Origin of the sequence: Bradyrhizobium sp. SMVTL-02 (genome assembly GCF_051853005.1) — a bacterium.
In the GTDB taxonomy this organism is placed as follows: Bacteria; Pseudomonadota; Alphaproteobacteria; order Rhizobiales; family Xanthobacteraceae; genus Bradyrhizobium.
Genome location: NZ_CP182469.1, coordinates 3,981,145 through 4,004,800 on the forward strand (window position 1 = coordinate 3,981,145; position 23,656 = coordinate 4,004,800).

At 64.0% G+C, this 23,656-nt stretch carries 23 protein-coding genes; 13 read left to right on the top strand and 10 right to left on the bottom strand.

All coding sequences use genetic code 11. From position 1 onward, the window contains the following. Positions 1-3 precede the first annotated feature (3 nt). Entirely contained in the window at positions 4-327 is a 324-nt protein-coding gene (locus tag ACNJYB_RS18660) for a DMT family transporter (protein ID WP_439375259.1), read from the top strand. Here the strand turns inward: ACNJYB_RS18660 and ACNJYB_RS18665 are convergent. Beyond that, on the bottom strand, positions 324-971 hold the full coding sequence (locus ACNJYB_RS18665; RefSeq protein ID WP_018641706.1) for an alpha/beta hydrolase: 648 nt from the start codon (positions 969-971) through the stop codon (positions 324-326). The two genes, ACNJYB_RS18660 and ACNJYB_RS18665, sit on opposite strands and share 4 nt — an antisense overlap. Positions 972-1,311: 340 nt before the next feature. Here ACNJYB_RS18665 and ACNJYB_RS18670 point away from each other — a divergent pair, with 340 nt between their 5' ends. The 8 genes from ACNJYB_RS18670 (at position 1,312) to ACNJYB_RS18705 (ending at position 8,911) form a co-directional block, all read left to right on the top strand. Beyond that, complete coding sequence (locus tag ACNJYB_RS18670; RefSeq protein WP_439375260.1) at positions 1,312-2,457, top strand: cysteine desulfurase family protein; 1,146 nt, start codon at positions 1,312-1,314, stop codon at positions 2,455-2,457. A 109-nt stretch (positions 2,458-2,566) separates the two neighbouring features. Beyond that, positions 2,567-4,063 (top strand): Fe-S cluster assembly protein SufB, encoded by a 1,497-nt coding sequence (gene sufB / locus ACNJYB_RS18675; protein ID WP_439375261.1) that lies wholly within the window; start codon positions 2,567-2,569, stop codon positions 4,061-4,063. A 134-nt stretch (positions 4,064-4,197) separates the two neighbouring features. Beyond that, the gene (gene sufC, locus ACNJYB_RS18680) at positions 4,198-4,950 is read left to right on the top strand and encodes a Fe-S cluster assembly ATPase SufC (protein ID WP_018641709.1); all 753 of its coding nucleotides are present in this window, start codon (positions 4,198-4,200) and stop codon (positions 4,948-4,950) included. Between the two features lie 11 nt (positions 4,951-4,961). Next, positions 4,962-6,284: a Fe-S cluster assembly protein SufD gene (gene sufD, locus ACNJYB_RS18685; RefSeq protein ID WP_439375262.1), complete on the top strand. Its 1,323-nt coding sequence runs from the start codon at positions 4,962-4,964 to the stop codon at positions 6,282-6,284. After that, on the top strand, positions 6,281-7,528 hold the full coding sequence (locus ACNJYB_RS18690) for a cysteine desulfurase (protein ID WP_439375263.1): 1,248 nt from the start codon (positions 6,281-6,283) through the stop codon (positions 7,526-7,528). The genes sufD and ACNJYB_RS18690 overlap by 4 nt, the downstream gene beginning before the upstream one ends. Then, entirely contained in the window at positions 7,525-7,896 is a 372-nt protein-coding gene (locus tag ACNJYB_RS18695; RefSeq protein ID WP_018641712.1) for an SUF system Fe-S cluster assembly protein, read from the top strand. The genes ACNJYB_RS18690 and ACNJYB_RS18695 overlap by 4 nt, the downstream gene beginning before the upstream one ends. 49 nt (positions 7,897-7,945) lie before the next feature. Next, positions 7,946-8,344 (top strand): HesB/IscA family protein, encoded by a 399-nt coding sequence (locus ACNJYB_RS18700; RefSeq protein WP_439375264.1) that lies wholly within the window; start codon positions 7,946-7,948, stop codon positions 8,342-8,344. Positions 8,345-8,476: 132 nt separating this feature from the next. Further along, a complete protein-coding gene (locus tag ACNJYB_RS18705; RefSeq protein WP_439375265.1) occupies positions 8,477-8,911 on the top strand; it encodes a TfoX/Sxy family protein in 435 nt (144 codons plus the stop codon). A gap of 36 nt (positions 8,912-8,947) precedes the next feature. Here the strand turns inward: ACNJYB_RS18705 and ACNJYB_RS18710 are convergent, their stop codons facing one another. From ACNJYB_RS18710 to ACNJYB_RS18720, 3 genes are all read right to left on the bottom strand, one after another. Next, positions 8,948-10,015, bottom strand: coding sequence for a GGDEF domain-containing protein (locus ACNJYB_RS18710; protein WP_439375266.1), 1,068 nt, complete (start codon positions 10,013-10,015; stop codon positions 8,948-8,950). 163 nt (positions 10,016-10,178) lie between these two features. Next, positions 10,179-11,669, bottom strand: a complete 1,491-nt coding sequence (locus ACNJYB_RS18715; RefSeq protein ID WP_439375267.1) for a DEAD/DEAH box helicase — start codon at positions 11,667-11,669, stop codon at positions 10,179-10,181. Positions 11,670-11,937: 268 nt separating this feature from the next. Further along, positions 11,938-12,981 (bottom strand): helix-turn-helix transcriptional regulator, encoded by a 1,044-nt coding sequence (locus ACNJYB_RS18720; protein WP_439375268.1) that lies wholly within the window; start codon positions 12,979-12,981, stop codon positions 11,938-11,940. A gap of 190 nt (positions 12,982-13,171) precedes the next feature. Between ACNJYB_RS18720 and ACNJYB_RS18725 the strand changes: the two genes are divergently transcribed. Then, complete coding sequence (locus tag ACNJYB_RS18725) at positions 13,172-14,683, top strand: caspase family protein (protein ID WP_439375269.1); 1,512 nt, start codon at positions 13,172-13,174, stop codon at positions 14,681-14,683. 168 nt (positions 14,684-14,851) lie between these two features. Here the strand turns inward: ACNJYB_RS18725 and ACNJYB_RS18730 are convergent, their stop codons facing one another. Beyond that, complete coding sequence (locus tag ACNJYB_RS18730; RefSeq protein WP_439375270.1) at positions 14,852-16,393, bottom strand: M81 family metallopeptidase; 1,542 nt, start codon at positions 16,391-16,393, stop codon at positions 14,852-14,854. 9 nt (positions 16,394-16,402) lie between these two features. Beyond that, positions 16,403-17,743, bottom strand: coding sequence for an MFS transporter (locus ACNJYB_RS18735; protein WP_439375271.1), 1,341 nt, complete (start codon positions 17,741-17,743; stop codon positions 16,403-16,405). 102 nt (positions 17,744-17,845) lie between these two features. Between ACNJYB_RS18735 and ACNJYB_RS18740 the strand changes: the two genes are divergently transcribed. Further along, on the top strand, positions 17,846-18,760 hold the full coding sequence (locus ACNJYB_RS18740; RefSeq protein ID WP_439375272.1) for a LysR family transcriptional regulator: 915 nt from the start codon (positions 17,846-17,848) through the stop codon (positions 18,758-18,760). Between the two features lie 68 nt (positions 18,761-18,828). Here ACNJYB_RS18740 and ACNJYB_RS18745 read toward each other — a convergent pair whose 3' ends face one another. Continuing rightward, positions 18,829-19,053, bottom strand: coding sequence for a hypothetical protein (locus ACNJYB_RS18745; protein ID WP_439375273.1), 225 nt, complete (start codon positions 19,051-19,053; stop codon positions 18,829-18,831). Between the two features lie 170 nt (positions 19,054-19,223). On the opposite strand from ACNJYB_RS18745, the gene ACNJYB_RS18750 reads away from it, so the two are divergent. Then, the gene (locus tag ACNJYB_RS18750; protein WP_439375274.1) at positions 19,224-20,459 is read left to right on the top strand and encodes an FAD-dependent oxidoreductase; all 1,236 of its coding nucleotides are present in this window, start codon (positions 19,224-19,226) and stop codon (positions 20,457-20,459) included. A gap of 179 nt (positions 20,460-20,638) precedes the next feature. Further along, the gene (locus tag ACNJYB_RS18755) at positions 20,639-21,406 is read left to right on the top strand and encodes an outer membrane protein (RefSeq protein ID WP_439375275.1); all 768 of its coding nucleotides are present in this window, start codon (positions 20,639-20,641) and stop codon (positions 21,404-21,406) included. A gap of 101 nt (positions 21,407-21,507) precedes the next feature. Here ACNJYB_RS18755 and ACNJYB_RS18760 read toward each other — a convergent pair whose 3' ends face one another. The 3 genes from ACNJYB_RS18760 to ACNJYB_RS18770 all read right to left on the bottom strand — a co-directional run bounded on the left by ACNJYB_RS18760 (position 21,508) and on the right by ACNJYB_RS18770 (position 23,479). Next, positions 21,508-22,278 carry an SDR family NAD(P)-dependent oxidoreductase gene (locus ACNJYB_RS18760; protein ID WP_439375276.1) on the bottom strand — a complete coding sequence of 257 codons (771 nt, stop codon included), beginning with the start codon at positions 22,276-22,278 and terminating at the stop codon, positions 21,508-21,510. Positions 22,279-22,298: 20 nt separating this feature from the next. Then, a complete protein-coding gene (locus tag ACNJYB_RS18765) occupies positions 22,299-22,484 on the bottom strand; it encodes a hypothetical protein (protein ID WP_439375277.1) in 186 nt (61 codons plus the stop codon). Between the two features lie 212 nt (positions 22,485-22,696). Then, entirely contained in the window at positions 22,697-23,479 is a 783-nt protein-coding gene (locus tag ACNJYB_RS18770) for an outer membrane protein (protein ID WP_439375278.1), read from the bottom strand. Between the last annotated feature and the right edge of the window lie 177 nt (positions 23,480-23,656).

A 23,656-nucleotide genomic window follows, 5' to 3' on the forward strand; every position in this document is an offset into this window, starting at 1 on the left:
GCGATGTCGTCCTCTGTGGCCTGGCTGATGCTGGTGGTCGCCGGCGCGCTCGATGTCGGCTGGGCGATCTCGATGAAATATGCGGAAGGCTACACGCGCGCGAGCTGGAGCATCGTCTCGCTGATGCTGCTCGCCGCCTTCGTCTTCCTGCTCGGGCGAGCGCTGAAGGTGCTTGAGGTCGGCGTAGCCTATTCGGTGTGGACCGGCATTGGCGCTGCCGGCACCTTCGTCATGGGCGTCGTGCTGTTCGGCGAGAGCTTGAGCGCGATGAAGCTTGCGGGCATCGCGCTCGTGCTATTGGGGATCGCCGCGCTCAAGCTCGCTTAGCGCACGTTGGCGAGACGCATGTCCAGATACGCGGTGATGGTTTCCATCAGCGGCTCGAGCTTGGCGTCAAAGAAGTGGTTCGCGCCGGGGATGATCTGCTGGTCGATCACGATACCCTTCTGCGTCTTCAGCTTTTCGACCAGCGTGTTGACGTCCTTCGGCGGCACCACCGCGTCCTTCTCGCCATGCACGATCAGACCCGAGGACGGGCAGGGCGCGAGGAAGGAGAAGTCATAGAGATTGGCCGGAGGCGCGATCGAAATAAAACCCTCGACCTCGGGACGGCGCATCAGGAGCTGCATGCCGATCCAAGCGCCGAAGGAGAAGCCTGCGACCCAGCAGGCGCGCGCTTCGGGATTGATGGTCTGCGCCCAGTCGAGCGCCGCGGCAGCATCGGACAATTCGCCGGTGCCGTGGTCGAACGAGCCCTGGCTGCGGCCGACGCCGCGGAAATTGAAGCGCAGCACCGAGAAGCCGCGATGCGCAAAGGCGTAGTAGCACTGGTACACGATCTGATGATTCATGGTCCCGTGAAACTGCGGATGCGGATGCAGGATCATCGCGATCGGCGCGTTCTTCTGCTTGGCCGGGTGATAGCGGCCCTCGAGGCGGCCAGCGGGGCCGGCGAAAATGACTTCAGGCATCGATGATCTCTTGATTGATGTGCTGGAGCGAGGATTCCTCGGCAATCAACCGATTGTGGCTTCATCGGCGAATGCCGACGAAAGCGCGAATGAAGGGTGAGAAGGCGTGCGCCTCGCGGTGATGCGCAAACGGCGCACGGTGACTTGACGGCCGCGTTCTAACATGGGCGCGGGGGCAAAAAGCAAGCATCTTGAACATCGGCCAATGGGCTCAAGGCGTTAGCGTGTCATGAGCGTGTCTCACGGACAGGTGGTCCGGAATCAGGTTGCCAAGGGCGCGGCCGCAGCCCATGTCGGGCGGGAGGCGAGCCTCCGTCAAAGCAAGGTACTATATTACTCCATGCCGACCCGTGTATATCTCGACTGGAATGCAACGACGCCGCTTCGCCCTGAGGCGCGCGCGGCGATGCTCGTTGCCTGGGACCTGGTCGGCAATCCCTCCTCGGTCCACGCCGAGGGACGCGAGGCGCGGCGGCTGGTCGAGGACGCCCGTGCGGCGCTTGCGGCTGCGGTCGGTGGGTTGCCGCGGAATGTCGTCTTCACCTCCGCTGGAACCGAGGCCAATGCGCTGGCGCTGTCGCCCGGCCTGCGGGGACCAGCCGGTCGTCGGGTCGAGCGGGTGCTGGTCTCGGGCGTGGAGCACGCCTCGGTGCTGTCAGGCGGCCGGTTCCCGGCGGACAAGGTGGGCCATGTCAGGGTGACGCGCGCCGGCGTGGTCGACCTCGACCATCTGAAGACGCAGCTCATGGAAGGTCCGCCCGCGTTGGTCTCGATCATGGCGGCCAACAACGAGACCGGCGCGCTCCAGCCGGTCGCGGAGGCCGCGCGGATCGTGCACGAGGCCGGCGGTCTCCTACACGTCGATGCGATCCAGGCCCTCGGCAAAATTGCGTTCAATATTAGCGCGGTAGGGGCCGACCTTGCGACCTTTTCTGCGCACAAGATCGGCGGCCCCAAGGGCGTTGGCGCGCTGGTCGTGGCGGAGGGAATTGCTGGGCTGGAACCGGTGCTCCGGGGCGGCGGGCAGGAGCTGAACCGGCGCGCCGGCACCGAAAATGTTGCGGGCATCGCGGGCTTCGGCGCCGCCGTGAACGCCGCGCTTCAGGCTCTGCCGGAGGATGCGGAACGCGTGTCAACCCTCAGGGATCGCTTGGAAAATGGCATCAGGGCGATCGCCGGGGCGACAGTGTTCTCGGATGATGTGGCGCGGTTATGCAATACCACTCTGTTCACGGCGCGCGGCCTCAAGGCCGAGACCGCCGTGATCGGCTTTGACCTCGAAGGCGTCGCCGTGTCCTCCGGCTCGGCCTGCTCCTCCGGCAAGGTCCAGCCGTCCCACGTGCTTTCGGCCATGGGGTATGACCCTGCGACGGCCCAGGGAGCGGTGCGCCTCAGTCTGGGCTGGTCCACGGATGCAGAGGACATCAATAGGGCGTTAGAGGCTTGGCGAAAGCTCGGTAATACCCTACTTAAGGGACTAAGGTGACGAAACACGGCTTGAACGGTTCTAAGCACGTGCTTTCTACCTAGAAACATCGTAATACTCGTCCGAGTTTGATCCACCGCGGTCCTTGAAACCGCGAGCGGAGGATGGAATGCCAGCCGTACAAGAGACGGTCGAGCGCGTGAAGCGCATCGACGTCGACCAGTATCGTTATGGGTTTGAGACCCTGATCGACTCCGAGAAGGCGCCAAAGGGGCTCTCGGAAGAGATCGTAAAATTCATCTCGCAGAAGAAGAACGAACCCGCCTGGATGCTCCAGTGGCGGCTCGAGGCCTATCGCCGTTGGCTGACCATGACCGAGCCGACCTGGGCCCGCGTCGACTATCCCAAGATCGACTTCCAGGACCTCTATTACTACGCGGCCCCGAAGCCGAAGAAGACGGTTTCCTCCCTGGACGAGATCGACCCCGAGATTCTGAAGACCTACGAGAAGCTCGGCATCCCCCTGCGGGAAGTCGCCATGCTCGAAGGCGTCGAGCCGAAGGTGGGCGAGGAAGATCCGGCGCGCCGCAAGATCGCGGTCGATGCTGTCTTCGATTCGGTCTCGGTTGCGACCACCTTCAAGGCCGAGCTGAAGAAGGCCGGTGTGATCTTCATGCCGATCTCGGAGGCGATCCGCGAGCACCCCGAACTGGTGCAGAAGTATCTCGGCTCGGTAGTTCCGACCTCGGATAATTTCTATGCGACGCTGAACTCGGCGGTGTTCTCCGACGGCTCGTTCGTCTACGTGCCGCCGGGCGTGCGCTGCCCGATGGAGTTGTCGACCTATTTCCGCATCAACGAGCGCAACACCGGCCAGTTCGAGCGCACGCTGATCATCGCGGACAAGGGCTCCTACGTCTCCTATCTCGAAGGCTGCACCGCGCCGCAGCGGGACGAGAACCAGCTGCACGCCGCCGTCGTGGAACTCGTCGCGCTCGACGATGCCGAGATCAAATATTCGACGGTGCAGAACTGGTACCCCGGCAATTCGGAAGGCAAGGGCGGCATCTACAATTTCGTCACCAAGCGTGGCGACTGCCGCGGCGCCAACTCCAAAATCTCCTGGACCCAGGTCGAAACGGGTTCGGCGATCACCTGGAAATATCCGAGCTGCATTCTCCGCGGTGATAATTCCCGTGGCGAGTTCTACTCGATCGCGATCTCGAACGGCTTCCAGCAGGTCGATAGCGGCACCAAGATGATCCATCTCGGCAAGAACACGTCGAGCCGCATCATCTCCAAGGGCATCGCCGCCGGCAAGTCGCAGAATACCTATCGCGGTCTCGTCACCGCGCATCGGAAAGCGTCCGGCGCGCGCAACTTCACCGCCTGCGACTCGCTGCTGATCGGCGACAAGTGCGGCGCACACACCGTGCCGTACATCGAGGCCAAGAACTCCACGGCCACGTTTGAGCACGAGGCGACGACCTCGAAAATCTCGGAGGACGTGCTGTTCTACTGCATCCAGCGTGGCCTTTCGCAGGAAGAGGCGGTCGGCCTCGTCGTCAACGGCTTCGTCAAGGACGTGCTGCAGCAGCTGCCGATGGAATTCGCGGTGGAAGCGCAGAAGCTGATCTCGATCTCGCTCGAAGGGTCGGTCGGCTAACTCCGACCTCATCCTGAGGAGGCCGCGGAACGCGGCCGTCTCGAAGGATGGATACCGGAAAGATTGGTGGCCTCAATCCTTCGAGACGCGCCTCCGGCGCTCCCTGGGATGAGGGGATAGATGGAAAAAACGTTATGGCTTTGCTTGAAGTGAAAGACCTCAAGGTTCGTGTCGAGGAGCGTGAGATCCTCCACGGGCTGACGCTGACCGTGAACGAGGGCGAGGTGCACGCGATCATGGGGCCGAACGGCTCCGGCAAATCGACGCTCTCGCACGTCATTGCCGGCAAGCCCGGCTACGAGGTCACCGACGGCCAGATCCTGTTCAAGGGCGAGGATCTCCTCGAGATGGACCCGGACGAGCGTGCCGCCAAGGGCGTGTTCCTGGCCTTCCAGTACCCGGTCGAGATTCCCGGCGTCGCCACCATGACCTTCCTGCGCACCGCGCTGAATGCGCAGCGCAAGGCGCGCGGCGAGAGCGAATATTCGACCCCGGACTTCCTGAAGAAGGTCCGCGAGGTCTCGAAGTCGCTCAACATCCCGCAGGACATGCTCAAGCGCGGCGTCAATGTCGGCTTCTCCGGCGGCGAGAAGAAACGCAACGAGGTGCTGCAGATGGCGCTGTTCGAGCCCAGCCTGTGCATCCTCGACGAGATGGATTCCGGCCTCGACATCGACGCGCTGCGCATCGCGGCCGACGGCGTCAACGCGCTGCGCTCGCCGGGGCGCGCGATGGTCGTCATCACCCACTATCAGCGGCTGCTGAACTACATCGTGCCCGATTTCGTGCACGTGATGTCGAAGGGGCGTGTCGTGAAGAGCGGCGGCAAGGACCTGGCGCTGGAGCTGGAAGCGTCCGGCTACGCCCAGTTCGAGGATGCCGCGTAAGGAATTTTGCGATGAACGTTGCTGTGGCAAAGACCGGGAACGGCCGCGCGGTGAGCGATCTCTTCGCCAGCGCCGAAGGCCGCCTGCCGGGTTCGCCGGGAGTGGCAGCAGTGCGCCGCGAGGCGTTCGAGACCTATGAGCGTCTCGGCCTGCCGCACCGCCGGATCGAGGAATGGAAATACACCGATCTGCGCGCGCTGGTCGGCGAGGTGCTGCCGTTGGCAGCAAGCCCCGATGCCGCCGCGCTGAAGCGCGCGGCGGCGGCCGTGAAGGCGCATGCGATCGCGGGCGCCCGCAAGCTGGTGCTGGTCGACGGAGTGTTCGCGGCCGATTTGTCCGACGTGAAGACGCTCGCGTCAGAGGTCAGCGTCAAGACGCTGCGCGAGGTCCTTGCGAACGAGGCCAACCCCGCGGCCGGCGATCTCCTCCAGACTGCGTCGACGGATGCGGTCATCTCGCTCAATGCGGCCATGGCAACGGACGGCGTCTTGGTTTCGGTGGCTGACGGCACCCATTTGTCCGCGCCGATCCAGGTCATTCATGTTGCGACCGCGGCTGGTGCGTCCGCGTTCACCCGCTCGCATCTGCGGATTGGCAAAGGCGTGCGTGCCACTGTCGTAGAGAGCTTCGTCGCGGCCGGAAAGGCCGGCGGCTATCAGGTCAACGATGCGGTGGTCCTCTGGGTCGGCGATGACGCCGACGTCGCGCATATCCGCCTGATGGACGATGCGCCCGACGCGGTGAACGTCACCTCGCAGTTCGTGACTGTCGGCGCGAACACCAAGCTCAATTTCTTCAACATGACGACCGGCGCGGCGGTCAGCCGCCTGCAGGGCTTCATTACGTTCTCGGGTGAGGGCAGCGAGCTCTCGGCCAATGGCGTGAACCTGCTGCAGAAGACCGAGCATGGCGACACCACGCTGGTGGTCGACCATGCCGTGCCGAACTGCCTCAGCCGCGAGACCTTCCGCGCGGTGATCGACGATCGCGCCCATTCGGTGTTCCAGGGCCGCATCATCGTCCGTCCCGACGCGCAGAAGACCGACGGCAAGATGATGACCCGTGCGCTGCTGCTCTCGGACGAAGCCGAGGCCGACAACAAACCCGAGCTCGAGATCTTTGCTGACGACGTCTCCTGCGGCCACGGCGCCACCGCCGGCGCGCTGGACGACAGTCTCTTGTTCTATCTGAAGGCGCGCGGCCTGCCGGAGAAGCAGGCCCAGGCGCTGCTGATCCAGGCCTTCGTCGGCGAGGCGATCGAGCAGATCGCCGATGACGGTTTGCGCGAGCACGTGATCGGCATCGCCGAGCGCTGGCTGGAGCGTCGGTCATGAGCACGCATCCGGCAGTCAAGAACGGCGCCTATAACGTCGCGCGCGTGCGCCAGGACTTTCCGGCGCTCGCGATGCAGGTCTACGGCAAGCCGCTCGTCTATCTCGACAACGCAGCCTCCGCGCAGAAGCCGCAGTCTGTGCTCGACCGCATGACGCAGGCCTATACGAGCGAATACGCCAACGTGCATCGCGGTCTGCACTATCTCGCCAATGCCGCAACGGAAGCGTATGAGGGCGGCCGCGCCAAGGTCGCCCAGTTCATCAATGCGCCGCGCACCGAAGAAGTGATTTTCACTCGCAACGCGACCGAGGCGATCAATCTGGTCGCATCTTCGTGGGGTGGCCCCAATATCAAAGACGGCGACGAGATCGTCATCTCGATCATGGAGCACCACTCCAATATCGTGCCCTGGCACTTCCTCAGGGAACGTCAGGGCGCCGTGATCAAGTGGGCGCCGGTCGACGACGAGGGCAATTTCCTGATCGACGAGTTCGAGAAGCTGCTGACGTCGAAGACCAAGCTGGTCGCGATCACGCAGATGTCGAACGCACTCGGCACCATCGTCCCGGTCAAGGACGTCGTCAAAATGGCCCATGCCCGCGGCATCCCCGTGCTGGTCGACGGCAGCCAGGGCGCCGTGCACTTGCCGGTCGACGTCCAGGACATCGGCTGCGATTTCTACGTCTTCACCGGCCACAAGGTCTACGGTCCGACCGGCATCGGCGTGCTCTGGGCCAAGTACGATCACCTCGTCGCGATGCGCCCGTTCAACGGTGGCGGCGAAATGATCCGCGAAGTGTCGCGCGAGGTCGTCACCTATGGCGATCCCCCGCACAAATTCGAGGCGGGCACGCCCGCGATCGTCGAGGCAGTTGGCCTTGGCGCCGCCATCGACTACGTCAATTCGATCGGCAAGGAGCGCATCGCCGCGCACGAGCACGATCTCACCACCTACGCCCAGGAGCGCCTCCGCGAGATCAACTCGCTGCGGCTGATCGGCACGGCGCGCGGCAAGGGTCCTGTGATCTCCTTCGAACTCAAGGGTGCGCATGCCCATGACGTCGCCACCGTGATCGACCGCCAGGGCATCGCGGTGCGCGCCGGCACCCATTGCGTCATGCCGCTTTTAGAGCGGTTCAACGTCACGGCCACGTGCCGGGCCTCGTTCGGGATGTATAATACGCGGGAAGAAGTCGATCATCTGGCACAGGCGCTGCTGAAGGCGCGGGATTTGTTCGCATGAGTGACACGGCCGAAATCAAAGCCAATCCGATGGAGACCCATTCGGCGTTGCCGCCGGAGGAGACCGAGCGGCTGACCCGCGAGATCATTGCCGGGCTGAAGACCGTGTTCGATCCGGAAATCCCGGCCGACATCTACGAGCTCGGGCTGATCTACAAGGTCGAGATCAAGGACGACCGCTCCGTCGACGTGCAGATGACGCTGACGACGCCGAACTGCCCGGCCGCCGGCGAGCTGCCGACCATGGTCGAGAACGCGGTCGCCAGTGTCCCCGGTGTGGGCGTGGTCGACGTCAAGGTGGTCTGGGAGCCGCCGTGGTCGCCCGAGCGCATGAGCGACGAGGCTCGCCTCGTGCTCAACATGTGGTGACGGTCTCAACGCGCATTGAATTCGTTCTGCAACGGACCACATAAATAACATGACCCAGGCAACACCAGCATCCTCACCAAAACCCCGGCGGCCGCGCCCGCAGGTGATGCGGCTGACGGATGCCGCTGCCCAGCGCATCACCGAGCTGACCCAGCGCGCCGATTCGGAGATCGTGGGCCTGCGCGTCGGCGTGAAGAACGGCGGCTGCGCCGGCCAGTCCTACACGGTCGAATACGCCCACGAGATCCGCCCGACCGACGAGATCGTCGAGGACAAGGGCGTCAAGATCCTGGTCGATCCCAAGGCCGTGCTGTTCCTGCTCGGCACCGAGATGGACTACAAGGCCGACAAGATGCAGGCCCAGTTCGTCTTCAACAACCCCAACCAGGTGTCCGCCTGCGGCTGCGGCGAGTCGGTCGAGCTGCGGCCGGCGAAGATCGACGGCTAGCTTCTCCGGCGTCATTGCGAGCGAAGCGAAGCAATCCAGATCGTCTCCGCGGCGGCGGTCTGGATTGCTTCGCTTCGCTCGCAATGACGCGGATGCTATGAGGGTTCGCTTGCTCGTGCAGGGAAACCTCCCATGGACCGCGAATTCCTGATCGACCTGTTCGCCGATTTCGGCCCCGTCACCATCCGAAGAATGTTCTCCGGCTACGGCATCTCCGCCGACGGCACCAACTTTGCCCTGTCGCTGCGCGCCGGCCTGTTCTTCCGCGCCGACGAGGTGACCATTCCGGATTTTGAAGCGGAAGGCTCGAAACCATTCCAGTACTCGACCCGCGCCAAGACCGTGGTGGTCAACTCCTATTGGGAGCTGCCCGCGCGCCTGCTCGACGATTCCGCGGAGCTCGCACAATGGGCGAGGGCGGCGCTCGCCGCCGCGCAGCGGGCCAAGGTGAAGAAGCGGCCGGCGAGCAAACCGGCGAAGAGGGCCGCAAGTAAACCCGCGGCGAAGCGAACAGCCAAGAGAACGGTGCGTACGGTGGCCAAGCCACTCGTCCGCCGTAGCTCATAGAGCGGAAGGCGGAAGCGTGCCCCCCGTTCGGCTGCTCTACGCCACCTGGCCGTGGCTCTCGACCGTGAATTCCGGATCGGCTTCGCAGATCACGCGGTTGCGGCCGTTGCGCTTGGCGGCGTAGAGGCAGGCGTCCGCACGCTCGATCAGCGCTTCGGTGTCGTCGCCCTGCTTGAGCATGGAAACCCCGACGGAGATGGTGACGCGGCCGAGAATCTCGCCGGTCGATTTCTTCTTCAATTCCTTCGCCATCACCGCGCGGCGGATGTGATCGGCGACGGTGAGGGCCTGGCGCAGCGCGGTGTTGGGCAGCACCACCGCGAATTCCTCGCCGCCGTAACGGGCAGTGATGTCCTGGCCCTTGATGGTCTGCTTGAGCGACAGACCGACGAGCCGCAGCACCTGGTCGCCGGTGAGGTGACCGTAGGAGTCGTTGAACGACTTGAAGTGATCGATGTCGAACAGCAGCAGCGACAGCGGCTCGCCGGAGGCGAGCGCACTTTCTACCGCCATGCCGATCATGCGGTCGAAATATTTGCGGTTACCGAGGCCCGTGAGCGGGTCGGTCAGGCTCTCGGCGCGGATCGCCTCGAGGCTCTGCTGCAGATTGCTGATCTCGTTCTTCGACAGCGTCAGCCGGTCTTCCAGCGCCTTGTTGGTCTCGCGCATCGCGCTGGTCGAACGTATCAGCGTCTCGACGATCCCCTTGATCTGCTCGCGGCTCTTGGCCGACGACAGCTTCTCGGACGCGCCCGACAGGCTGGCATCGTACGAGGCGGTCATCCCGAGCGCATCGCCGAGCACGCGCATCACGTCGTCGATCTCGCCGATGACGCGCGCGCCGACCTTGTCGATGCGGTCGGTGGTCTTGATGTGGGAGAGATAGGTCTCGTAGATCTGCTCGAGGTCGGCTTCGGTCAGCTTGCCTTGCCGCGCCAGCGTCTCGTTGACGATCTTGTTGAGCGGTGCGTTGTAGCCGGTGGCGTAGACGTACCAGATCTCGTAATTGCGGGGAATTGCAGTCTGGCGAAGCGATCGGATCTGGCCGAGCGCCACTTCGGCGAACGCCATCGTGCGTTCGTGTTCGTCGAGAGCCTTGACCACGGAACATACCCCACAGCGGTCGGTGCGCCCTCGACCGCGGTAATGCTTAAATTATGTTCGTAGCCTAAGGGACGATCGTGAATACCCCGTAAATATACGTTTCCCGATGCATCTAGAAAATTGTGCGGCGGCCTGTCTCAACCAGCAGGAAGCGCGTCGCGCTTCAGGCGCCGGCGGGGGAGCGAACCGGCCGCAACAGGAACGCCGGCAGGTGCGAGTGATCGCCCGGCTCGGTGTCGACCTCGCGCTGGCGGCGCGGCTCGGGACGGCCGATCGACGGCACATGCGAATTGTTGGCCTGCGCGCGCGAGGGGTGACGCGGCTCGGACGCACGCTTTCCGTCGGAGCCGTGCCTTGCTTCGGACGAGTGCCTTGCCTCGCCACGCGCCTCGCGCGGCTCGTGGCTGCGCTCACGATCATGACCGCGCCGTTCGCCGCGCGGCGGCTTGCCGCGTCCGCCACGTGAACGCTCACGGCCGCGCTGCTCGCGCGGACGCTCGGCCGTATCCGAGGCCTCGGTGCGGACTTCGTAGTCGCCCTCGGCGCGCGGAATGCTCTGGCCGATCAGCTTCTCGATCGCGGCCATCGACTTCTGGTCGAGCGGCGTCACGATCGAGATCGCGGTGCCGGTGCGGCCAGCGCGGCCGGTGCGGCCGATACGGTGGACGTAGTCGTCGGCGTGGTGGGGGACGTCGAAATTGAAGACGTGGCTCACCTCGGGAATGTCGAGGCCGCGGGCGGCGACGTCGGAGGCGACGAGGAGCGGAAGCTCGCCCTTGCGGAACTGGTCGAGCGCAGCCATGCGCGCAGGCTGGTCCATGTCGCCATGCAGCGCGCCGACGCTGAAGCCGTGCTTCTGGAGCGATTTGTGAACGATCGCGACCTCGCGCTTTCGATTGCAGAAGATGATCGCGTTCTTGAGGTCCTTGGCCTCGCGCAGCAGGCGGCGCAGCAATTCGCGCTTCTCGTGCGCTTCGCGCCCGGCGGGCACCTGGGCCTGCGTGACGGTGACGGCTGTGGTGGCGGGGCGGGACACTTCGACCTTCTGCGGATTGTGCAGGAAGGCTTCGGTGATGCGCCGGATTTCCGGCGGCATGGTCGCGGTGAAGAACAGGGTCTGCCGGGTGAAGGGGACGAGCTTGCAGATGCGCTCGATGTCGGGAATGAAGCCCATGTCCAGCATGCGGTCGGCTTCGTCGATGACGAGCAGCTCGACGCCGGTGAGCAGCAGGCCGCCCCGCTCGGTGTGGTCGAGCAGGCGGCCTGGGGTTGCGATCAGCACGTCGACGCCGCGCATCAGCTTGGCATCCTGGTCGCCGAAGGAGACGCCGCCGATCAGAAGGGCGACGTTGAGTTTCTGGCCGGCGCCGTAGCGGTCGAAGTTTTCCTTCACCTGCGCCGCGAGCTCGCGGGTCGGTTCCAGGATCAGCGTGCGCGGCATGCGCGCCCGGGCCCGGCCCTTTTCGAGGATGGTGAGCATCGGCAGCACGAAGGCTGCGGTCTTGCCGGTGCCGGTCTGGGCGATGCCGAGCACGTCCTTGCGTGCGAGGACGTGGGGGATCGCCTGTTCCTGGATGGGGGTGGGGTTGGTGTAACCGGTGGCCGCCACTGCGGCGAGGACTTTTTCGGACAGTCCGAGATCTGAAAAGGACATTGAGCCTCTGGTCGAAACCGCCGTTCGGAATCGAGGGTAATAAGGCTGGTCGCGTTCCACCCCGAAACGGCGCGCTCTCAAAGAAGCTGGGGGTGCTGACTCACGCGAACAAAGCGCAAGGCTCAGGAATCGCTCTTCGATCTGAGCCGCGTCGCCCCGGAACATAGGCGGGAATTGGCCAAAGTCAATGGAGCAGGCGCGGGAAGGCCCTAAAAACCCTTAGCTTTTTAGCAAATCTCGGGCCCGGCTGGGATTTTCCGCCTCACTCCTAAGCCCGGCGGGCGGTCACCGTGACGGGCGAAGGCCGTTCGGAACCCTGGGCCCGGAAGTCTCCAGGGGCCATGCCATAGGCCGCATTGAAAACCCGGTAATAGGTCGCCAGGCTCTCGAAGCCGCAGGCGGTCGCGATGTCGGCGATCAGCCGGTCCGGCGCCTCGCGCATCAGGCGGCGGCTCTGCTTGAGGCGCTCGTCGGTCACGGTCTGCGAAAAGCTCTTCTCGACGGCCTCGAACAGCACATGCAGGTGCCGCAGGGACACACCGAGCAGATCGGCGACCATTGCCGGGGCGAGGTTCGGGTCTTGCAGGTGGCGCACGATCAGGCGTCGCGCTTGCGACAGGCGGGCTGTCCGCAGGGCAGCCTGTCCGAGCCGGCTACCCGGCCGCACGATACCGCGCTCGATCAGCGCCAGATGCGCCAGGGCTTGAACCAGGGAAGCCTGCACGTGGGAGGCCTGCACGTGGGAGGCTTGCACGTGGGAGGCTTGGGCGCCATCGCTCCCGTCGTCAGCTGTGGCAGCCTCACTGAGATCGGCAAAGCAGGCCTTGAGCAGGGGCGCCAGGCCGGGATCGTTGAATGTTTGGGCCGACAGCTCGCGCATGCGCTTGTCCTGCGCCGGGATGCTGCTCACGGGGATCTTCAGAATCCGCAGGTGGAAGCCGCCGTCCCCGAGCGGGACGGTGCGATAGGGCATGTCGGTGTGGCTGGTGGCGAAGCTGCCATTGGCGATGGAGAAATCGCCGCCGCGCATGCCGCCGAACCAGCCGCCGCTGCCGAGCTGCTGGTAGACGCAGATGCTGTCGCTGGGCGCGCAGGCGATGTCGGAGGCGCTGCGCTCGACCGCGTAGTGCGAGGCCTTCAGCTCGACGAGGGCGGCCCCGCCAAGCTGGCGCAGCGAGAACTCGCCGTAGAAGTCCGCGCGTCGCTCCCGCTCGAGCTCGGCGGTGACGCCGAACAGGCCCTTGGACCGGACTTCGCGCCAATAGTCGAAGCCGTCATGCGGCTCGACCTCGTCGGTACACCAGCGATACACGGCAGTCCCTCGCGTCCGGAGCGATTGCCCCGTGGAAAACCAAGGAAAAGCAGATTCCGATCGAATCTGCCATAGCTCAGAGGATGGAACCGAAGAGGCGGCTGTTGAACCCCCGCTGCGGCTGGGCCGACTATCACATCAACGGCAGGGGTTCCGACCAGTGGGGCCGTTCCACAGCGGGATGTTAGCGATGACGCGTCGGCTTTTCAGAATTCTGGCGGCCCTCGGCCTCGTGGCTGGCCTTTGCGGCATCGCGCTGCCGGCTCACGCCGCGAAGCGCGTCGCGCTCGTCGTCGGCAACAACGATTACAAGAACGTGCCGAAGTTGCTCAAGGCGGTCAACGACGCCCGCACCATGGCCGACACGCTGAAGCAGCTCGGCTTCTCCGTGATGGTCGCCGAGAACCAGAGCCGGCAGCAATTCTCGGAGACGCTGCTCGCCTTCGACCGGACCGTCGAGCCCGGCGACACCGCGTTCTTCTTCTACGCCGGCCATGGTTTCGAGATCGCAGGCCAGAACTATCTGCTGCCGACCGACGTGCCGGCGGCGACGGAAGGGCAGGAAGAGCTGGTGCGCGACGCCTCCATCCTGGCCGACCGCATCGTCGAGCGTCTCCAGAACAAGAAGGCGCGGACCTCGATCCTGGTGTTCGACGCCTGCCGCAACAATCCGTTCGAGCGCGCCGGCACGCGCGCGGTCGCCGGCGGCGGCGGGCTCGCGCCGATGGTGCAACTGCCTGAGGGCGTGTTCTCGGTGTTCTCGGCCGGTCCCCGCCAGACCGCGCTCGACCGCCTGTCCAACGACGACGCCAATCCCAATTCGGTGTTCACGCGCACCTTCGCCAGGGAGCTGCTGCAGCCCGGCGAGAACCTCGTGCAGGTGGCACAGCGCACCCGCCGTCTCGTCAGCGAAATGGCGGACACCGTGAAGCACAGGCAGGTGCCGGTCTATTTCGACCAGATGGTCGACGACGTCTTCCTCAGCGGCACCGCCAAGGACGCTGCCGCGCGTCCCGCCGATCCGCCCCCGCAGCAGGTCGCGGCGCTGCCGCCGGTGTCGGTGCCTCGCGTGAAGGAGGAAACCACCAACGCGCCGATCGCGAGCTTCTCGCGCCACAATGGCGGCTGGAGCGTGGTGTTCTCCTTCGCCGATCCGACGCTCGGCATTTCCTGGCGCATGGCCGGCCAGGGCGATTTCCGCGAGACGGGCTTCATCGACACGCTCGATCCGCGGACGCGCAAGCGGATGCCGAACCCGTCGATCGAGCTGCCGCCGGACGCTGTGGCCGGCACCATCGAGGTCCGCTATGTCGATCAGGCCGGCGACATGCAGGGGCCCTTCCCGATCAGGTTCGATCCCGAGGCCGCGCTGATCCGCGACCAGCGCAAGATCCTCGACATGACCTCCACGAGCTGGCTGTCATTCCGCGAGTTCAACGGGCTATTGGTCTACTACACGCATCTGGTCTCGTATCGCTGCGCGATCCGCGAGGTGCGCATCGGCATCGACACCGCCGTGCCCAACCAGGTGCTGAAGATGCCGAATTGCGACATGCGTGATCCCAGCGCGATCAGCGCCGGCATGCCGCTCTACATGAAGCTCGCTCCGGCCACGCAGTTCGTCTCGGTGGAGCTGACCTATCGCGACGGCAGCGTCTCGGAGATCAAGAGTTTTCGCACCGCGAACCGCAGCAACAATTGAGCGATCCGGCGGGACTGGCGAGGCTGCTTCAGGAGCCGCCCATGCTCTGCCACATCGTGCGGTCAGTTCTCAGATTGGATCAGGCTCACGCCCACCTTGCTGGTTATGATCCCCCGTGCCTGGCCCGACGATCCGCGCGTGTCACCCTGTGCTCCTGTTCAGGCGACATCAAGAGGCGCTTTCGGGAGCTAGAGGAAATACGCGATGCGTATCCAGCCGCTCGTAGGCCAGGAGGCGCAGGTCGGCGACGCCGTGATCCGGTGTATCCACGATCAGGATTTCTTCAGCCAGCGGCTCGTAGAACGCGCGGAAATGGGTCTTGGAACGAAGCACGATGATGTCGAAGTCTTCGGGACGTAACCCGAACACCCCGAACGGATCGCCATCGACCGCGAAGGCAAAAGCGCTGACGACACTCACCGACACGCCATCGATGTCGAGCAACGCCGTCATTCCGAGGTCGACGGGCATGCCATGCATGTAGGAGCCCGTCACGCGGTAAGATTTAGGGCCTGCCCACAGCACCCGTGCGGTGACGTCGAGCGTCGGCCCGGCCTTCTCCGAGCTGTGGCCGCCAAGCTCGAGCTTGACCATCGCGCCAACGCCGGCTTCGAACGCCTTCTGCGCCGCGGCTGAATCCCAGAGAAATGGCACGGCAGCCCGCGGGACGCGGCGCTTGAGCAGCACGGCCAGCAGGTAAGTTGAATCGTTCATTCGGTCTGCGTGCTCGACCAGGACATAGGGGCGTCCCGCCGCCTTGCGCGTCGTCAGGCCTGTGCACGCCCGGGAGACCGCCGACTCTGCGGTGTAGATGTCGAACGGCCTGTAGAGTGCATGCCGCTCGTTCCAGATCCGATCCGAAAGATGATCCACGACCCTCTGAGCGCGGTCGGGGTTGCCGTCCGTGACGCACAACACCGAGAAGCCGGCGTTGTGCGCGTCCGCATAGGAAAAGCCCGCCATGAGCGAAATATCGGTGTAGCGCTCGCTGTCGCGTTCGATTTGCTGTCCTTCCTCGATGATATCCGCCAGGGGACGCAGCGCGGTCGCGCTGAAGATCGATGGGACGAGCACGCCTGGTTTTGCGATCGCCCATGCCGGCGAAATCTGTCCCCGCAGCGTGCGCAGCATGCAGGTGGCGGCGCGGCGTCCCGTGTCACCCGTATCCGTGTGCGGGGATTTTCGATAGGCGAACGCTGCGGTCGCGTTCTTCAGCGTGTCCGCGTCGATGTTGCCATGGTAGTCGAGGGCGACGATCAAGGGCTTGTCCTGCCCCAGGGCCGCGCGGACCGTGTCGATGATGAAGCGCTCGGGGTCGGGATAGGAAGCCGTCCAGCACGCGCCGTGGAGGAAGAGCAGCACGCCATCCAGGTCCGAAAGAGCGCGGATACCGGCTGCCATCTCGTCCGCGTAACGTCTGACGGCCTCGTCGGTTGCGGGCCCGACGGCACCCAGGGCGGTGTACACGAGGGGATGCAACTCCACGCCGTCCTGTTCGCAGACCTCGATGAAGCCGCCCATCACGGTGTTGGTGCCTCGGAGCTCTCCGACGATGCGGCTCCCGCGCAAGGCCACCTGCTCGAAATCGTCCCAGGTCGAGGCGGTTGGCAGGAAACTCACGGACTCGATATGAAATCCGGCGGTCGCAATCCGAAACGGTTTGTGCAGGTCATGATTGGAGGTGGAGCGAATTGCAGCCTTCGAGACCATGTCACCCCCTTAGGCCGAGACGATATGCCGGGCCATCAGGTGCCGCGGAATCGCAAAGATCAGCCCAGCCGCGGCGAACAGCGCGATCGCCAGCAGCGACACTCCGGCCGTCATGCTGCCCGTGAGCTGACCGAGGAGCCCGAGGACCGCCGGACCGGCAAAACCCGCGATCGCCGCGCCGATATTGACCAGTCCGGCGCCGCTGGCCGCCGCGGTTCCGGCAAGCACGCGCGATGGCAGGCTCCAGAACATGGCGAGCGTGCACTGGATGCCGGAGACGCCGACGGTCATCCATAGGAGGGACAGCACTGGCACGTCTCGCGTGGTCACACCCGCGACCAGGGCGATGCCGCCCGCGATCAGGGGCAGCGCGGTGTGCCAGAGTCTCTCGCCGGTTTTCACCGAGTGGAACGAGTTGAGAAGCATGGCGCAGGCGGCAACGAAGTACGGTACCGCAGTCACGATGCCGATCTGGAAGTTCGTCAGCCCGCCTATTGATTTGATCATGCTCGGCATCCAAAACACGAGGCCGTAATTGCCAAGGTTGTAGAGAAACGTCGTCGCGAACAAAATCCACAGCGTCGGCTCGCGCAACGCTGGCAACAAGCTCGTCTGCTTGTCCCGGGCTTCCAGGGCGAGCTCTCGCTGCACCAAAGCTTTCTCGCCGGGCGTTAACCACGTAACATCGTCCGGCCGTTCGACGATCGCCCTGATCGCGAACAATCCAAGCAACAAGGCCGGGAGTGCCTCGAGCAGGAACATCCATTGCCAGCCCTTCAGGCCGTAGCTCCCATGGGTGAAGTCCATGATCCAGCCGGACAGCGGACCGCCGAGGATGACGCCGAGAGGCAGGGCAAGGAACAGCAAGGACATCACCTTGCTCAGCCTGTACGAGGGAAACCAGAGGCTGAAGCAGGCAATGACGGCCGGGAAGAATGCTGCTTCGGTGACCCCGAGCAGAAAGCGAAGTGCGTAGAAGCTGGCTTCGTCGCGCGTCAGCAGGGTCGCCATAGAGACAAGGCCCCATGCGAGCATCGATCCGGCGATGCAATTGCGCGGGCCGTAGAGCTGAACCAGGTAGCCGGCGGGCACCTGAAGCAGGAGATAGCCGATGAAGAACAAGCCTGCGCCAAGGCCATAAGCGGCCTCGCTCAGACCGAGGTCACTGACCATGCTGAGCTTGGCGAAGCCGACGTTCACCCGATCCAGATAGCCAAAGAAATAGCAGGCGAGAATGAAAGGCACGATGTGAAGCACGATCTTCCGGTACGTCGCGTCCGCTCCGGTCACATCGGGTGTTGCGGCCGCGGCAATCGGCATGGACGACGCAAGTTGCTGCTGGATGGGCATCGGTGCTACCTGTTCCCTTTGGTTGGGCTATCCGCCAGGATGGTAGGAACCGCCATCATTGAGGTCCAATGCGGGTTCGCTTGCGACTGATGAGACTCCCGCATGAAAGTCGAGAACGCTGAACTCGAGGCCTTCGTGGTCGCGGCAGAATTGCTGAATTTTCAGCGTGCTGCCGAGAAACTCCATCTGACCCAGCCTGGCCTGTCGCGCCGGATCCAGAAGCTGGAGCAGACGCTGGGCGTCGAGCTGTTCAGCCGCACCACGAGGTCGGTGGTCCTCACCGGAGCTGGACGCCACTTCCTTCCAATGGCTCGCCAGCAGATCAACAACCTCAACGGGATGCTGGATTCGATCCGCGAGGTCGCCGAGAGGCGCTTCGGCAAGATACGGGTGGCCAGCATTCCGACCGTCGTGTGCCAGGCATTTCCGTCCTTGCTGAGGACGTTCACCGAGCGGCATCCGAATGTCGGTGTGCAGGTCTTCGATGGCAACCAGGACTTCGTCGTTCGCCAGGTCTTGTCGGGATTGGCCGAGTTCGGCATCGGTGTGGATCCGGGCACAGATCCGGATCTAACGTTCGCACCATTGTTGGCCGATCGTTTCGTTCTGGCCGTGCACAAGGACGACGCGCTGGCCGCTCGTCGGGAGGTGACGCTGCAGGAGCTACAGGCGATGGGGAAGGTCCGGCTCGTCATTGGCGGGCGCGACAGTGGCAACAGGCTCCTGCTGGAGGTGTTGCTCGGAAATGCCGGCCTGAAGCTGCGGTGGTTCTACGAAGTCGAGCACGTTTCCTGCATCCTTGGACTGCTGGAAGCAGGCGTCGGCTGCGCCATCTTGCCGGCCATGGCCCTGCCGACAAACCCAAGCTCCAATATCCGAACCGTTCCGATCTCTGCCCCGGAGATCAAGCGTACTGTTGGCGTCATTCGGCACAGGTCGCTCAGCATCTCGCCGCTGGCCAGTGAGTTCCTCGACCTGGTGGCTCGGAATCTCGGCGCCGAGCCGGCGAGCCAATGAATCGTCGTGGTGCTGGCAAGCACCGACTTTTTCCGCGATGGCTCTCGAAGAGGGCGGGTATCGGTCTGCTACGTCTGTCGCTTCCGGATGAACCGCTTGATGGACTCGAAGGCCTCGATCAACAGAGGCGTCAGCGAGAAGAACGCGCCCATCGCGATCGAGATGATGACGTGGCGCGGCAGGAGCTTCTCCTGCTCCTCGAACGGATAGTTCTGGTTGATGGGCACCGGCGCAAGCCTGCCAGTCAGGACCGGGTCGGGTTTCCGCGGCTTGCGCGGCGGGATCATGATCACGACGAAAGTACGTTGATCAGGATCCAGACGCTGAGCAGTATGAGGATCGTCTGCACTGCAATGTCCGGCAAACCGTCTTTGCAGGAACGCTAACGGGCATTCGCAATCGCGGCAAATTAAACTTGCTTGCTGCACTGCATGGAAAACTTAAGTCCCAAACGAGAGCGGCCATGAACGCGAGTTCCTTCGTAAAAGTCCGGTGTTGTGTCGTCGGCGGCGGGCCGGCCGGCATGATGCTCGGCTATCTCCTCGGGCGTGCCGGCATCGATGTCGTGGTGCTGGAGAAGCACGCAGATTTCTTCCGCGACTTTCGCGGCGACACCGTGCATCCCTCGACGCTTCAGGTCATGGATGAACTCGGCCTGATCGACGGGTTCCTGAAGCTGCCGCATCAACGCTTGCAGAAGATGGACGGACTGTTCGGCGGCACGCCGGTGCGGATCGCCGATCTCAGCCGGCTGCACACCAAATACCCGTTCATCGCCTTCATGCCGCAATGGGACTTCCTGAATTTCCTGCGCGAAGAAGGCCGGAGCTTCGCCTCGCTCAAGGTGATGATGAGCACCGAAGCCATCGATCTCATCCACCGCGCCGACACCGTCGCCGGCGTGCGGGCGAAGACGCCGGACGGCGCCATCGACATCGAGGCCGATCTCACCATCGCCTGCGACGGCCGGCATTCGACGCTGCGCGAGCGCGCCGGCCTCGAAGTCGAGGAGATCGGCGCGCCGATGGACGTGCTGTGGTTCCGCGCCGGCCGCAAGGCCGACGAGACCGAGAACCTTTTTGCGCGCATCGAGCCCGGCAAGATGATGATCACCTTCGACCGCGGCGACTACCGGCAATGCGCCTACGTCATCGCCAAGGGGCAATACGATGCGGTGAAGGCGAGGGGATTGCAGGCGCTGCTCGACGACGTCGTGCGCATGGCGCCGATCCTCAAGTCCGGCATTGCCGACGTGAAGAGCTTCGACGACGTCAAGCTGCTCACAGTCGCGATCAATCGCCTCGAGCGCTGGACGCAGCCAGGCCTGCTTCTCATCGGCGATGCCGCGCATGCAATGTCGCCGGTCGGCGGCGTTGGCGTCAATCTCGCCGTGCAGGATGCGGTGGCGGCCGCCAATCTGCTCGCGGACAAGCTTCAGCGCGGCTGCCCGACCGAGGATGAGCTCGACGCCGTGCGCCGCCGGCGCGAGTTTCCGGTGAGAATGACGCAACGCATGCAGGTGGTCGTGCAGAACAACATCATCAGCGGCGCCTTGCAGGGTGGCGACCGGCCGCTGAAGGTGCCGCTGATCGTGCGGCTCATCACCGCGTTGCCGTGGCTGCAGGGCGTTCCGGCGCGGCTGATTGGGCTCGGTGTGCGGCCCGAGCACGTGCGGTCGAAGGCTGCGTTGGCTTCGTAAGCGCTGCAATCGGTAGGGCTAATGTCGTGTTAAATCGCGCGTTGCGCGTTGCCTGCGTGCAACAGCGCCGATGGATTGAAGGCACGCTGAGCGTCAATCCGGCATCTTAACTTTCTTGATTCAAATTTGAGTAAGGGTTGCGTGTGAGCGTGCGCCCATCAAAGGACACGGGGTGTACCATGCGTAACAAGTTGATTGCTGCCTTCGCCTGCACGACCGCTCTGGTTTCGACCGGCGCTGCGTCCGCCGCCGATCTCGGTGCGCGCTACACGAAGGCGCCCGCCTATGTCGAGCCGCTGTTCAACTGGACCGGTTTCTATGTTGGCGGCCACATCGGTGGCGCATGGACCAACGAGCAGTTCATCAACAACGGGACAGGCGCGCCGTTCGGCGATCTACTCCCGGGCGAGGGCTATCGCCAGCGTGGCTCCGGCATCATGGGCGGTGCCCAGATCGGCTACAACTGGCAGGCCAACAACTACGTGTTCGGCATGGAAGGCACGATCTCCGGCCTCGACAACAAGGCCACGGTCGTGAATACCGCGTTCGGCTCGGGGGACGATGTGTTCACCTGGCGTGCCAACGTGCTCGCGACCGTGGTCGGCCGGGCCGGCTTCGCCGTGCAGAACAATCTCTTCTACATCAAGGGCGGCTATGCCGGTGTGAACAACCGTTTGTCGGTGACCGATACGGTCGGACCGGCGACGGGTTCGGGCGGTCAAACTCACTGGGCCAATGGCTGGACCGTCGGCGCCGGCTGGGAATACGGCGTCACCCGCAACTGGATCGTCGGCCTCGAATACAACTACGCGGCCTTCGGCAGCCAGACCTATCAGCTCGGCGGCCTCTCCGGTAACTACACCTTCGATGCCAAGCCGCGCGACATCCAGTGGGCCGTCGTGCGCGCGAGCTACAAGTTCGACGCACCCGCCATCGCTCGCTACTGAGCAACGAACGACCAATCAGCAAAAGAAAACGATCTCTGCCAAATTCAAAGCCCCGGCATCGCCGTGGCTTCTTTTTTACGTGCAGCTTTCGTGCAGGAGGCTCAGGCCATCACCGAGAACCCGCCATCGACGGGGATCGCGGTGCCCGTGACGAAGTTCGACGCTGACGAGGCGAGGAACACCGCGATCCCCGCGAAATCATCGATGTCGCCCCAGCGCCCCGCAGGCGTGCGTGCCAAAACGCGCTCGTGCAATCCCGCAACCTGCTGCCGCGCGCCGCGGGTGAGGTCGGTGTCGATCCAGCCCGGCAGGATGGCGTTGACCTGGATGTTGTCAGGTGCCCAGGCATTGGCGCAGGCGCGCGTGTACTGCACGATGCCGCCCTTGCTCGCCGCATAGGCGGTCGCAAAGCTCGCGCCGAAGATCGACATCATCGAGCCGATGTTGATCACCTTGCCGTTGCCGGAGGCCTTCAGCGCCGGATAGGCCAGCTTCGAGCACACGAAGGCGCTGGTGAGGTTGGTGTCGATCACCTTGTTCCACTCGTCGAGCTCGAGTTCGTGCGGCGGCTTGCGGATGCTCATGCCGGCATTGTTGATGAGAATGTCGATACGGCCGAATTCCTTGACGACGCGGTCGATCATGGCGGCGACCGCCGCCTTGTCGGTTACGTCGGTGGGAACCGCGATCGCCTTCACGCCGCGCTGCTTGAGATCGGCAACGGCCGCGGCTGATTTGGTTTCATTGCGTCCGACCACGGCGATATTGGCGCCGGCATCGGCAAGTCCGTGCGCCAGGCCAAGCCCGATGCCGCCATTGCCTCCTGTGACGACCGCGACCTTGCCGCGAAGATCGAACCGGTTGGATGTCATGCTGTATTCCCTGGTTTCTTCTACTGGTTGCTCTGCCAGATCAGCACCAGCCCCAAGCCGGCCATGGCTGCGCCGTAGCCGGCCCATTGCAGCTGGTTGACCATGAAGCTCGATGGCGGCCAAGGCACCGTGCCGGTACCCTGGCCGATCCAGAGCAGTCCGACGGCGGTCGCAAACAGGCCTGCTACGAGCAGAAATCTGCGCATGCATTCCTCCCTTGGTCTGCTTCTGTCGCGATCCGCGGCATCAAGGAGCGCCGCGGTCACGAAAGCTTGGAGCCAGACTAGCCGCAGCATAGGTTCGGATACAATGGCTGCCGGTGCAGAGCGCCGGGAAGACGCATGTGCGCAGAAGGTGATCCCACAACGAAAAAGCCCCGGACGATGCCGGGGCTTTGACGTCTGAATGTGAGATCAGATCAGTACTTCGCGACGACCGGACCGGTCCAGTTGAAGCGGTAGACCAGCGAGGTCGAGATCGTCTGGTTCCAGCTGTTGGCGCGGATGTCGCGGCCAACGAGGGTGTTGGTGACGTCGAACAGTTCGTTCGAGGTCTTGGCGTTGTAGAAGGCCGAACGATATTCGGTCTTCATGAACCAGCCGGGCGAAGAGATGCCGAAGAAGTTCAGGCTGTTCTCGACGCCGCCACCAACGAACCAGCCGTTGCGGTTGTAGCTGTTGAGGTGGATACCGGCGGGCACGCCGGCCAGCGTCAGGAAGTTCGTCTGGCCGAAGTGAGCGCCGGAGTAGCCGCCGTTGACGTAGGTGAGAACGTTCGGAGCAACCAGCCAGCCGAGGCGCACGCCGGCGGCCCAGGAGTCTTCCAGCTTCTGGGTGCCAGTGATGCCGGCAATCGGATCCTGGATGGTGGCGCGGATGCTGCCAAACTGACCATCGGCGAACACGCCGGCGACCCAGGTGCTGTTGAACTGCCAGTCGTAGCCGAGGCCGACGGTGCCGAACCAGCCCGAGCCGCCCTGACGCTGATCGATCGTCAGCGGGATCGCGCCGACCGTGGTCTGGACGTGCTGGTCAGCATTGGACAGGCCGCCGCCGCCGCCGCCGAAGATGTAGAAGCCGGTCCAGTTGGCGACGGGCGCCGCAACCGGGGCCTTCGCGTAAGGACGGTCAGCGAGGTCAGCCGCCGAGGCCGAACCGGTCATCGCCGCGACTGCGGTCAGCGCCAGCAAAGTCTTCTTCATGATTAAATCCCCAAGTTCGTCTTTAGCAGGCGCGAGCGCACTGAAGTCCTGTGATCTGATGCCCGGACTATAGATGTTATCCTGCCGAAATGCTGTTGCAGGGCAGGCACAGTCGCCGGAAAACGCGCACCGCTGAGGCTTTGAGGTGGCGGGGTCGATTTCGACAAAATATCAGTG